We start from the raw sequence: 11,602 nt of genomic DNA, 5'->3' as shown, positions 1-11,602 counted from the left end.
ACGGAAAACCTTGGCGGTTTTCCGGGAAAGCCTAACTTCCGGGATGACGGGCCTGGCTTAGGCGAGTCCGGATCCCAGGCTGAATGTCGATACCTCCTAGCCCCCCAGACCCTCGAGTTCCCGCAGCCGCTGGATGATCAGCCGCTCGAGCTTGTAGACGTCGGTAAGCGCGCTGACCGGATGCCGCGCTTCGTCCTTGCCGCAAAACGTGCCGACATACCGCGTCGTCGGGCTGTTGAAGTGCAGCCGCGCAAGGGATTTGCGGTTATTGTCGTCCAACAGGACGGCACAATAGGATTTCGAGTCGCGTATCACGATGCGTTTCGGGTCGACGTGCCGCGCGCAGATGGCCTGTACGATCCGGAAGCCCCCGATCTCGTCCTCGGACGTGACGATCCCTTCCCCCGCGGACATGTCGTCGCTTTCCCCGTCCTCGATCATGTCGGGCGCGGGATTGGCGACGTTCAGCGCCGAAGTGAGCCTCTCGTTGACGCGGTCGTGGATCAGGGCCGCGATCGAATGCGCGAGCGTGGCGCCGAACTGCTCCTTCGCCGCCGCCGTCATCCGCCCATTCTGCACGCGCCCGGCGATCAGCCGGACGAGCTCGTCCGACGGCGAGGCGAATTCCTTCTCGAGCTCGATCCGCACCTGCGACTGGAGCTTGAGCCGCCCCGCCTCGGCGACGATCGCGTCGATGCTGAACTGCGCCTTGGTGAAACGCTCCAGCGTCGCCGGGTCCGAACGGCGCATCGCATCCAGCGAGAATACGAAGAAGGGCTTATCGTCCATTCGATTAGGCTGATCGATGTCCGAATAGAATTGATAGACCACTCCGTTCGTCAGGATCGCGACACGCGCGTCGGTCGTCGAGAAGTACCGGTAAAGCTGAGACGCGTGCTTCAGTTCGAGACCGCCCGAAGACGGCTTGCATTCCACCAATATGCTCAGCTTGCCCTCTATGCAGAGCGCATAGTCCACCTTCTCGCCCTTCTTGATCCCGACGTCCGCGGTAAATTCCGGGATAACCTCGGAAGGATTGAAGACGTCATATCCCAAGGCCTGCAGGAACGGCATCACCAACGCCGTCTTGGCAGCCTCCTCGGTAAGCAACAACTCCCGATGCTGCACCGTGCGCTTCTCGAGTTCCACCAGCTTCGTAGCAAGATCCATGGTCCACTCCCCCCAATGAACAGGAGGAAGTCAGCCCATTATCGCTTAAAGTGCAACACCAAAGATTGCATGCAACGGCATGAAGAACATAGGAAGAATCGATCTGATCATGAGCGATATGGCAAATATCGTGGTAAACAATGTCGCGCTCAGGCCGGCGCCTGCTCCTTGACCAGCGCATCATCCTTCGCCGCCGCGCGCCGATAGGCCTCGCGGCCGCTCAGCCGCTCGAAATAGGCCGTGAACGCATCGCGCTTCGGCAGCGTGCCGAACAAGACACCCCAGCCCACTGCCGATCCGACATAGACATCGGCCGCCGTGAAGCGATCGCCGGCGATATAGTCGTGCGCCGCCACCGCCCGCTCGAGCACATCGACCGTCGTCGCGTAATTGCCATAGCCGAACGCCCGCGCCTGTTCGGGCGAGGGATCGAACTTGGCGAAATTGTTGGTCACCGCCTGCTCGACCGGGCCGGCGGCAAAGAACAGCCAGCGATAGTAATCGGCGCGTTCCTCGGGACGCGGCGCCAGTCCGGCTTCGGGAAAGGCTTCGGCCAGATAGGCGCAGATCGCCGCGCATTCGGTGACCACCTTGCCGTGATGGACGATCGTGGGAACCTTCCCCATCGGGTTGATCGCGAGATAGTCCGCGCCCTTCATCCTGGTCGCATAGTCGACGACCTCGGCGCGATAGTCCGCGCCCACTTCCTCGAGCATCCAGCGGACGATGCGCCCGCGCGATTGGGGATTGGTGTAGAAAACCAGATCGTCCGCCATCGTCCTGCCCCTGTTCAGTTGGAACATATCATGAACGAAATCGCGCGGGCGCGTCAACCCGCTACAGCGCCGTCTTGAAGAGGTGCAGCAGCCGGGCCCAGGCGCGTTCGGCCTGGGCCTGATTGTAGACGCGGCTGTCGGGCGGGCACCAGCCGTGAATCGCGCCCTGATAGACTTCGATCTCGGCGGGAAGCTTCGCGGTCGCGAAGGCCGCGCGCAATTTGTCCTTGTCGCCGGGCGCGCGCTCGTCGTCGTTCGCGGCGATCGCGATGAGGTAATGCGCCTTCATCTGCGGGATCAGCGCGAGCATGTCGTCGGCCGCGAGCCCGCCGCCATGGAAGGTCGCGCCCGCACGCACCCGGCCGGGCGTGCCCGCCGCCGTGCGCATCACCATCGGCCCGCCCATGCAATAGCCGGTGCTGCCGACGCCGCACTTGCGATTGACCTCGGGCTGCTTGTCGAGCCAGGCGACGAACGCCTTGCCGTCGCTGGTCACCGCCGCACCGGTGAGCGCGTCGCGCCACGGCGCGATCTTCGCGCGCACCTCGGGCTGGTCATAGGATTCGCCCGGCTTGAGGAACGGCGCCTTGGTCGAGCGGTAGAACTGGTTGACGGTGAGTACGGCATAGCCCGATTCGGCCAGCCGGTCGGCCATCTGGCGGAAGGCGGGGCGCAGGCCCATGATGTCGGGCCAGACGAGTACGGCGGGATGCTTGCCGGTGGCGGGCGCGACGAAATAGGCGTCGGCGACGCCGTCCGGCGTCTTGATGGTGACGTCGCGTCCCTTGACGGCGAGCGCGTTGGCGGGGCTGGGCAGCAGCACCCCGATACCCACGGCGGCGGCGGCGGCCCCGAATGCCCGGCGGGACATCGCATCCGCCAGGAACCGTTCATTGTCGGCGACGGTCAGTTCGTCACACATGCACCCTCCTGCGCTTTCGCTCGGGCGTCCCGAGTCGTGCGCGAGGAAGCTACACGCAAGCTGTGCCCGGCGACACGCCCGTCAGGCGGCCTGCCGCGCGTGCTTCGCGAAGGGGCTGAGCCCCAGCCAATGCTGCATGTTCGTCGCGAGGCGCGGATCGCCGGCGAGGATCACCTTGCCGCGGTCGACGGCGCGCTGGACGGTCTCGTACCCCATCCAGATCTCCGTCATCGCGCGGAGATCGGCGGAGACGAAGAGGTCGACATCGAACCCCGGATCGATCGCGCAGAGGTCGACTTCCTGCTCCGGGTCGACCAGCAGCCACCAGCGCCGCCGCGCATCGGACAATTCGGGGAAACGGAACTGAATGACCGATCGCCGCGGCGGAAGCGGAGTCGGATCGAGGTTGCGCCGCATGTCCCACATCAGCAATTGCGCATCGAGATGCTGGAGCGAGAGCTCGCTGCCGACCCAGCGCTGCCCCCAGATGCCGAAGGCCTCGACGATCGGCTGGAGCTCGCGGCCCGCCTCGGTGAGGCGATATTCGCCATCGGCGTGGTCGCGCGCCACGATCCCCGCTTCCTCCAGTTCCTTCAACCGCTGCGACAGCAGGGCCGGCGACATGCGCGGGACGCCGCGGCGCAGATCGTTGAAGCGCGTCGAGCCGGCGAACATCTCGCGCAGGAGCACCACCGTCCACCGCGTGCAGAGGATCTCCGCCGCCATCGCGACGGGGCAGAATTGCTTGTAGCTCCCCTGGGTCACCCTGCGTTTCCCTTCAAACTCGCGCAGGAGTTTAGTACAGTATCTGTACCGGGCAAGTTCAGTTTCTGAACTGGATGGAATCGCCCGGCTCCGCAATCTGGTCTCACAGCCAAATCGTGGAGAGAAAGATGTTGATGACCATGGATGCACCCAAGACGCGTGACTGGATCGACGAAGCGCATGCCATCGCCGAACGGATCGCGCCGCTCGCCGACCGGCACGATGCCGAAGAGAGCTTCGTCGACCAGGGCTTTGCCGCGCTGAAGGAAGCCGGCTTCTTCAAGGCGCTGGTGCCCGCCGAGCTGGGCGGCGGCGGCGCGTCGCTGGGGGAGATCTGCGCGGCGATCCGCGTGCTCGGCGCCGCCTGCGGATCGACCGCCCTGGCCTTTTCGATGCACACGCACCTCGTCGCCGCGGCGGCGTGGCGCTGGCGCCACCAGGGCGCGCCGACCGACGGGCTGCTCAAGCGAGTCGCGGCCGAGGATCTCGCCTTGGTATCGAGCGGCGGCTCGGACTGGCTGGCGAGCGGCGGCACCGCGACCAAGGTGGACGGCGGCTTCCGCATCGACGCGCGCAAGGCCTTTTCGAGCGGTTGCCAGGCCGGCGACCTGCTGATGACCAGCGCGATCCATGCCGATGCCGAGGGGGGCCCCACCGTGCTCCACTTCGCGGTGCCGCTGCGCGGCGAGGGCGTGACGATCGCCGACAGCTGGCACGTGCTCGGCATGCGCGGCACCGGATCGCACGACGTGGTGCTCGATCAGGTGTTCGTCGCCGATGCGGGGATCGCCGGGCGGCGGCCGCAGGGCAAGTGGCACATGCTGTTCCACGTGATCAGCATGATCGCCTTCGCGCCGATCTATTCGGCCTATGCCGGCGTCGCCGACGGCGCGCGCTCGGCAGCGCTGACGATCGTACGCGGACGCAAGGCCGATGCTGACCTCATCCGCCGTGCGGGCGAGATGGAGAACGCTCATGCCGCGATGGACCTGGCACTCCGGTCGATGATCGAGATCGCCGAGACGGGCGCGCCGGGCCCGGAGACGAGCAGCAGCGCGATGATCCGGCGGACGCTGGTCGGGCGCGGCGCGATCGAGACGGTCGAGCGGGCGATTGAGCTTGCCGGCGGCGCGTCCTTCTATCGCAAGGCAGGGCTGGAACGCGCCCTGCGCGACGTCCAGGGCGCGCGCTTCCACCCGCTGCAGCTCGGGCCGCAGCTCGACTTGGCCGGGCGCATCGCGCTGGGGGTGGATATCGATGGGTAGCCGCAAAACGCCCCTCCCTGCTTGCAGGGAGGGGATGGGGGTGGGTGCGCGCGTCTGCGCGCCCAAAAGACTCACGCGCCACGCTGCTGAAATGAAGCGGCCGGGGCATCGAGCCCCGGCCGCTTCAAAACCCACCCCTTGATCCCCTCCCTTTCAGGGAGGGGAGCCGGATGCCAATGTACGTGATCGCCCCGCTTACTGACGGAACAGCGTCTCGGCGGTGTGCTCGACCGGGCCGGTCTCCTCGCCGCCCTCGCCTGCCTCGGCGGCGTGGGCGGCGGCGGTGCGCTCGGCGCGGAGCTGCTCGATCAGCGCCTCGCGGTCGCCCTCGAGCCGGGTATCGGTCGGCGCCTCGATGCCCGCGGCCTTGGCAGCCTTGGCGACGAGGGCGTCGAGCTCGCGCTGCGAGGTCAGGCCCAGGGTGACCGGATCCTTCGGGGTGATGTTGGCGATGTTCCAGTGGCTGCGGTCACGGATCGCGGCGATCGTGGTGCGCGTGGTGCCGATCAGCTTGCCGATCGCGCCGTCCGAAATCTCGGGATGGTTGCGCAGGATCCAGGCGATGCCGTCGGGCTTGTCCTGGCGCTTGGAGACCGGCGTGTAGCGCGGGCCCTTGGTACGGCGGACCTGGTCGGGGCCCTTGAGCATCTGGAGCCGGTAATCGGGATTGGCCTGGCCCTTCTCGATCTCGTCCATCGTCAGCTCGTGTGCGCGGACCGGATCGCGGCCGGTGAGCTTGGTCGCGGCGGTATCGTCGGCGATCGCCTGGATCTCGAGGATATGGAGCCCGCAGAACTCGGCGATCTGCTCGAACGAGAGCGAAGTATTGTCGACCAGCCAGGAAGCGGTCGCATGCGGCATCAGCGGCTGGGCCACTTTTCATCTCCAGAAACAATAAGGGCCGCCCATCACGGGCGGCCACGTCACCAGATCGACTTACTGCGGTATGCGGCGAAGAGCAAGGCGGGAGGCGCCCGGAGAAATCTATGCCGCCGCTTCGTGATCGTCCATCGGCCAGAGCGCGGCGAGGAACTGGCGCGCGCTCGCTTCCCAGGTGAAGCTGCGGCCATAAGCGGCGCATGCCTGCCGGTCGCGGGTCAGGGCCGCGGCGATGGCGGTGGTGAGATCGGCGTCCATCGCGCCGGTCTCCGGCGTCAGCACGTCGATCGGGCCGGTGACCGGATAGGCGGCAACCGGCACGCCGCAGGCCAGCGCCTCGATCATCACGAGGCCGAACGTATCGGTCTTGCTGGGGAAGACGAACACGTCGGCGGCGGCATAGGCCGAGGCGAGTTCCGTGCCGAACATCGGGCCGAGGAACTTCGCCTCGGGAAAGCGCGCCTCGAGCGCAGCGCGGGCAGGCCCGTCGCCGACCACGACCTTGGTACCGGGATGCGCGGTCTTGAGGAACGCCTCGAGATTCTTCTCGATGGCGACGCGGCCGACATAGAGCTGCACCGGGCCTTCGAGGTCCGCCATCGCCGGATGCGGCGCGAGACCGGGGCGGAAATTGGCGAGGTCCACGCCCCTGCCCCAATGCTTCACCTTGGCGAGGCCGTGGGAGACCAGGGATTCGCGGATCGACGGCGTCGAGGCGAGGATCGCCTGGCTCGGCGCGTGGAACCAGCGGATATAGCGCCAGATCCATTCGGCGGGGACGCCCGAGCGCGCCGAGACATAATCGGGGAACTGGGTATGATACGCCGTGGTGAAGGGCATGTCGTTGCGCAGGCACCAGCGCCGCGCGGCGACGCAGAGCGGGCCTTCGGTGGCGAGATGGATCGCATTGGGGCGGAATTGCTCGAGCATCGCGCCGACGCTGCCGGTGCTGGCGAGCGCGAGGCGGATCTCGGGATAGGTCGGACATGGCAGCGAATAGAAACGGTCGGGCGAGATCACCTCGACCCGGTGCCCCTGCGCCTCCAGCACGCGCCGGACGGACTGGAGCGTGCGGACGACGCCGTTGACCTGGGGCTCCCAGGCATCGGTCACGATCGCGATGCGCACCTCGTCGACCCCCGCCGCCGCCGTCACGCCGCCTCTAGTCTGGCCTCGGATCCGGGCGCATCGCGCGCCGCTATCTCGTCGGCCCAATGGAGAATTTCCATGGTACCGTCGTAATGCTCGACGAGCGCGGTGCAACCCTCCACCCAATCGCCGTCATTATAATATTCCACGCCCTGGATCTCGCGCATCTCCGCCTTGTGGATGTGCCCGGCAACGACACCGTCGATTCCGCGATGCGCCGCCTCGTGCGCGACGACTTCCTCGAACTTGGAGATGAAGGAGACGGCGTTCTTGACCTTCTGCTTGGCGTATTTGCTGAGCGACCAATAAGGCAGGTTGAACAGCCGCCGGACGCTGTTGAGCCAGCGGTTGAGCGCCATCATCGCCTCGTACGCTGCATCGCCCAGATGCGCGAGCCAGCGGTGCGAGAGCGTGATCGCGTCGAACTCGTCGCCGTGGAGAACGAGCAGGCGTTTGCCGTCGGCGGTCTCGTGGATCGCCTGGCGTGTGATCTCGACGCCGCCGAAATGGAGCCCCGAGAACTGGCGGAACATCTCGTCGTGATTGCCGGGGATGTAGACGATGCGGGTGCCGCGCTTGGCGCGCTTGAGCACGCGCCAGACGATGTCGTTATGGGCGTCGGGCCAGTAGAAGCGCTTCTTGAGCGCCCAGCCGTCGATGATGTCGCCGACCAGATACATCGTCTCGCTGTCGACATGGTCGAGGAAATCGATGAGCATCTCCGCGTTGCAGCCGCGCGTGCCGAGATGAACGTCGGAGATCCATACGGTGCGATATTGCCGGCGCCCGGCGATCGTCCGCTCGGGGATGGTCGGCTGAATCGCGTGAAAGTCCGCGAATTGCGCTGCGTCGAACGGAAGCCTGGTGATCGTTGCCATGATCATTCCCCCGCGGGAGCCTTGTCCTGCAGGCGCCTATGCCGGGGGAATGTTACAATCGGAATCGTTGAGGGCGTCCGTACGACTACGGAATGCGGACAATCGTCACCCTGGCGAGCGCCGGGACCTCATAAATCGCGAACGGTGACCATTTGCCCTTCTTAGCCCCTCCCCTGAAGGGGAGGGGCTTGATGGCGGCAAGGGCCCGCTAGCGATCGCCAGGGATCCGGTTCGCGGACCGCCCCTCGCTCGAAGAAATGCGAGACCGGCGAACCGCAGCCTCTTCCGGAAAGAGCACCCTACCCACCTCGCGCAAGCCCGCCAGCCAACGGGCGAGTTCCTGCCGAGCCGCGCTCAGCGGGAGCGCCCGGGAACCGTCGTAGACGCATTTGCGCACGTTTCAGATCTCCAAGTTCAACCGGCATCCACGATCTCGCCCATGGCGCGGGGCATCTCCGCGCCCATGTGTGGCGCGCGAGCAATCCTGCCCGGAAAGACCAAGTGGCGAATGGAGCCCGGCCGGAAACCCGACCGGGCTCCCAAGGCCCCGCCTGCGGAACCTCGATCGCCCATCCTTCTACGCGCTAGTCCGCTTGCGCGATTGGACAAAAGCGACATATGCAAGATCTTGCATTACTCGTCCTATGCCTCCCCGCTATGGGCCGGGCGACGGGAGCGAGCCCCTCAATCGGTGATCGCGACATGCCCCGGCTGCGCCGCGACGCGCGCCAGCCATGCGCGGACGTTCGGATAGGGCCGGAGGTCGAAACCGCCCTCCTCGGCGACATGGGTATAGGCGTAGAGGACGATGTCGGCGAGCGTCAGCCGGTCGAGCACGAGGAAGTCGCGCCGCCCGAGATGCTCGTCCATCAGCGCGAGTGCCGCCTCGCCCGCGGCGATCTTGCCGGGCAATTGGGCGCGCTGGAGCTCGGCCAGATTCGCCTCGCCCACCACGGTCCGCCAGAAACGCACCGTCGCGATGTTGGGCTCGTGGTTGTATTGCTCCCAGAACAGCCAGCGCAGCAGGTCGGCGCGCTCGAAGCGATCGGCGGGAATCAGGTCGCTACCGTCCGCCAGATAGAAGGCCGCGGCATTGCTCTCGGGCAGGAAGTCGTCGCCGATCTGGAGCACCGGGATGCGCCCATTGGCATTGACCTCCGAGAGGAACTGCGCGGTGCGCGTCTCGCCCTTGAGGATGTCGTACTGCCGCCGCTCGAGCGGAAGCCCGACATGCGCCGCGGTGAGGCGGATCTTGTAGCAATTCCCCGACAGCGCATATTCGTGCAGCACGAACGGACCCATGAGACGCTCCCCCTTGAATTGGTGCGGCGCCTTTGTGCGGTCCGCGCGCCCGGCGTCAAACAAATAGCCGTGCGCCAGCGATAAGGTGCGCTTATCGCCGGCGCCCCAACGCTATTCGGCGGCCTGCACCGGCGGCTGCGGCGGAGCGACCGGCGCGGGATCGGCGGTGGCGCTGGCCACCAGCGTGTCGAGCGAGCTGCCGTCGAAGCCGAGCTCCTTCATCAGCCCGTCGATCACCGGCGCCTGCGCGCGATAGCGCAAAGCCGCCGACACCGCCGAATTGGCGAGGTTGCGCTCGCCATCGCCATCGTTCGCGGCGCCGACGCCCACGCTGCCGCCGCGCCCGGTGAGCCCGTCGACCTGGACGATCTTGATCGAATCGATCGCCTCGAGCGGCTTCGACGCCTCGCGGATCACTTCGGGCAACACCTTGAGCAGCGCCATCTTGGTCTGAAGCGACACCTGGTCCGAGGACAGGATGTTCGCCGCCTCGTTGACTGCGCGCTGGCCCGCCGCCTCGACTTCGAAGCGCACGCGATCGGCCTCGGCGCGCAGCTTGGCGGCCTCGGCCTCGCCCTCGGCGGCGAGGCGCGCGGCCTCGGCGCGGTCGGCGGCGGCGGACTTCTCGGCCTCGGCCTGGACCTTGATCCCGATCGCCGCGCGCTCGGCTTCGCGGGCGGCATCGATCAGTTCGATGCGCTTCTGGCGCTCGGCGACCTCGGCCTCGCGCGCAGTGCCGACGCGTTCCTCGGCGACCACCGCCTCGGCGCGCGCCTCGTCGGCCTTGGCCTTGGCCTGGCTTTCCTCGCGACTCTTGTTCTGGACGGCGATCTGCTGTTCCTGCCGGGCGAGCTCAAGCGCCTGGGTCTGCGCGATCTTCGCCTCCTGCACCGCGCGATCGGCTTCGATCTGCTGCGCGTCGACCAGCTTCTTGGCCTCGATCCGCGCCTGATCGGCTTCCTGCTGCCGGAGCGACTGCTCGCGCGCGACTTCGGCGGCCTGCGCGGCGCGGCGCATCTCGACCTCACGCTCCTGCTCCAATCGGGCGAACTCGGTGTCGCGGCCGATCAGGAAGGACTGGCGCTGCGCCTCGAGATTCTTGGTCTCAATCTGGACGCGGGTGTCCTGCTCGATGTCGTTGCGCGCCTTCTTGCGCAGCTCGATCTGCTCGGTGAGCTTGGTAAGACCCTCGGCGTCGAACGCATTGTTGGCGTTGAAATGCTCGATCGAAGTCTGGTCGAGACCGGTCAGCGAGACCGATTCGAGCTCGAGCCCGTTCATCGCCAGATCGACCGACGAGACCTGCTGCACCTTCTGGACGAATTCGGCGCGCTGCTCGTGGAGCTGCGCCATCGTCATCCCCGCCGCGACCGAGCGCAGCGCGTCGACGAACTTGCCTTCGACCAGCTCTTTGAGCGCGTCCGGATGCATCGTGCGCATGCCAAGCGTCTGCGCGGCGGTGGCGATGGCCTGCGCATCGGGCTTCACGCGGACGTAGAATTCGGCCTTCACGTCGATGCGCAGCCGATCGAGCGTGATCAGCGCGTCCGAATTCTTGCGCTCGACCGCGAGCCGCACCGTGTTCATGTTGACCGGCATCGTCTCGTGGAACACCGGCAGCACCAACGCGCCACCGTTGATCACCACTTTCTCGCCGCCGAAGCCGGTGCGGACGAAGCCGATCTCCTTCGAGGCGCGCTTGTAGAGCCGCGCGAGGATCAGCCCGAGGATCAGCAGCGCGGCAAGCGCGACGCCGGCATAGATGAAATAGGGAAGCATCGAAGTCGCTTCCTGGGGGACGAGATCGTTCATCGTTTCAACTTTCGAGGCTCGGCAGGCGGAAATCGCCGCGGGAGATGGCACGGAACAGATCGCCCTCGCGGCGGACGAGCAGCACGCGCTCGCCCTCCTCGAAGACCTGTCCGCTACGGTCGGGCTCGACCATGACGTAATGGGCCTGGCCGTGATGGTCCTCGGCGCGGGCACGCGCGGGCGAGCCGAGCGTGGCGCGCCCGGTGACCACCTGCGCGGTGGTGCCGATCAGCACTTCGAGCGGCACGGCGGTGGTGTGATCGCGCGGCAGGATGCGGGCGAGGCCGCGTGCCGCGAAACCGGTGATCGGGAGCGATGCGACGGCCACGGCGGGAACGGCGATCCACGCGTCGAGCGGCGCGCCGGCCCAGTCCGAGACCGCCTGCTGGAGGATCAGCCCGGCGACGCCGAAGATCGCCAGGAAGACGACGAGGAGCATCAGCAGCGGCAGCCGTCCCACGCCCAGCCAGCTCAGCAGATCGGCGTCGGCGTGGATATCCGCATGCACATCGCCGCCCGCGAAATGGCCGAGGCCGACCAGCTGCACCAGACCGATGAGCAACATCAGGACTATCGCCGTGACGAAGGCGACATTCTCCGATGCCGCAAGAAACGAAAGCACTTCCCCACTCCCCCGAATCGAGCGCAAGTCTAAGGCTGCATCCAACTTTGCTCTAGCGAAAT

At 66.6% G+C, this 11,602-nt stretch carries 11 protein-coding genes; 1 reads left to right on the top strand and 10 read right to left on the bottom strand.

All coding sequences use genetic code 11. From position 1 onward, the window contains the following. Positions 1 to 96: 96 nt before the first annotated feature. From MT490_RS04510 to MT490_RS04495, 4 genes are all read right to left on the bottom strand, one after another. Positions 97 to 1,170, bottom strand: coding sequence for a type I restriction endonuclease (locus tag MT490_RS04510; protein ID WP_297384640.1), 1,074 nt, complete (start codon positions 1,168 to 1,170; stop codon positions 97 to 99). A gap of 149 nt (positions 1,171 to 1,319) precedes the next feature. Then, on the bottom strand, positions 1,320 to 1,946 hold the full coding sequence (locus tag MT490_RS04505; protein WP_297384638.1) for a glutathione S-transferase family protein: 627 nt from the start codon (positions 1,944 to 1,946) through the stop codon (positions 1,320 to 1,322). A gap of 61 nt (positions 1,947 to 2,007) precedes the next feature. Next, on the bottom strand, positions 2,008 to 2,868 hold the full coding sequence (locus tag MT490_RS04500) for a dienelactone hydrolase family protein (RefSeq protein ID WP_297384636.1): 861 nt from the start codon (positions 2,866 to 2,868) through the stop codon (positions 2,008 to 2,010). An 81-nt stretch (positions 2,869 to 2,949) separates the two neighbouring features. Next, complete coding sequence (locus tag MT490_RS04495; RefSeq protein WP_297384634.1) at positions 2,950 to 3,633, bottom strand: helix-turn-helix domain-containing protein; 684 nt, start codon at positions 3,631 to 3,633, stop codon at positions 2,950 to 2,952. Between the two features lie 128 nt (positions 3,634 to 3,761). Here MT490_RS04495 and MT490_RS04490 point away from each other — a divergent pair, with 128 nt between their 5' ends. After that, positions 3,762 to 4,898, top strand: coding sequence for an acyl-CoA dehydrogenase family protein (locus MT490_RS04490; protein ID WP_297384633.1), 1,137 nt, complete (start codon positions 3,762 to 3,764; stop codon positions 4,896 to 4,898). A 195-nt stretch (positions 4,899 to 5,093) separates the two neighbouring features. On the opposite strand, the gene MT490_RS04485 is transcribed toward MT490_RS04490, so the two are convergent. From MT490_RS04485 to MT490_RS04460, 6 genes are all read right to left on the bottom strand, one after another. Then, positions 5,094 to 5,774: a DUF1013 domain-containing protein gene (locus MT490_RS04485; protein ID WP_297384631.1), complete on the bottom strand. Its 681-nt coding sequence runs from the start codon at positions 5,772 to 5,774 to the stop codon at positions 5,094 to 5,096. A 108-nt stretch (positions 5,775 to 5,882) separates the two neighbouring features. Further along, positions 5,883 to 6,905: a glycosyltransferase family 1 protein gene (locus MT490_RS04480; RefSeq protein WP_297384646.1), complete on the bottom strand. Its 1,023-nt coding sequence runs from the start codon at positions 6,903 to 6,905 to the stop codon at positions 5,883 to 5,885. Positions 6,906 to 6,928: 23 nt separating this feature from the next. Continuing rightward, positions 6,929 to 7,804, bottom strand: a complete 876-nt coding sequence (locus MT490_RS04475) for a UDP-2,3-diacylglucosamine diphosphatase (RefSeq protein ID WP_297384629.1) — start codon at positions 7,802 to 7,804, stop codon at positions 6,929 to 6,931. A gap of 684 nt (positions 7,805 to 8,488) precedes the next feature. Continuing rightward, positions 8,489 to 9,106 (bottom strand): glutathione S-transferase family protein, encoded by a 618-nt coding sequence (locus tag MT490_RS04470; RefSeq protein ID WP_297384627.1) that lies wholly within the window; start codon positions 9,104 to 9,106, stop codon positions 8,489 to 8,491. A 111-nt stretch (positions 9,107 to 9,217) separates the two neighbouring features. Then, positions 9,218 to 10,918: a flotillin domain-containing protein gene (locus tag MT490_RS04465; RefSeq protein WP_297384625.1), complete on the bottom strand. Its 1,701-nt coding sequence runs from the start codon at positions 10,916 to 10,918 to the stop codon at positions 9,218 to 9,220. A gap of 4 nt (positions 10,919 to 10,922) precedes the next feature. Beyond that, a complete protein-coding gene (locus MT490_RS04460; RefSeq protein WP_297384623.1) occupies positions 10,923 to 11,540 on the bottom strand; it encodes a YqiJ family protein in 618 nt (205 codons plus the stop codon). Between the last annotated feature and the right edge of the window lie 62 nt (positions 11,541 to 11,602).

Origin of the sequence: Sphingomonas sp. (assembly GCF_026460985.1) — a bacterium.
Lineage (GTDB): Bacteria > Pseudomonadota > Alphaproteobacteria > Sphingomonadales > Sphingomonadaceae > Sphingomonas.
The sequence above is the reverse complement of the archived record's forward strand: the minus strand, read 5'-3'. Positions and strand labels throughout refer to the sequence as shown.

What these genes read in the sequence shown, in the direction of transcription:
- MT490_RS04505 (WP_297384638.1), bottom strand. Translation starts at nt 1,946, where the DNA reads ATGGCGGACGATCTGGTTTTCTACACCAATCCCCAATCGCGCGGGCGC.
- MT490_RS04510 (WP_297384640.1), bottom strand. Translation starts at nt 1,170, where the DNA reads ATGGATCTTGCTACGAAGCTGGTGGAACTCGAGAAGCGCACGGTGCAG.
- MT490_RS04470 (WP_297384627.1), bottom strand. Translation starts at nt 9,106, where the DNA reads ATGGGTCCGTTCGTGCTGCACGAATATGCGCTGTCGGGGAATTGCTAC.
- MT490_RS04465 (WP_297384625.1), bottom strand. Translation starts at nt 10,918, where the DNA reads ATGAACGATCTCGTCCCCCAGGAAGCGACTTCGATGCTTCCCTATTTC.
- MT490_RS04500 (WP_297384636.1), bottom strand. Translation starts at nt 2,868, where the DNA reads ATGTGTGACGAACTGACCGTCGCCGACAATGAACGGTTCCTGGCGGAT.
- MT490_RS04490 (WP_297384633.1), top strand. Translation starts at nt 3,762, where the DNA reads ATGTTGATGACCATGGATGCACCCAAGACGCGTGACTGGATCGACGAA.
- MT490_RS04475 (WP_297384629.1), bottom strand. Translation starts at nt 7,804, where the DNA reads ATGGCAACGATCACCAGGCTTCCGTTCGACGCAGCGCAATTCGCGGAC.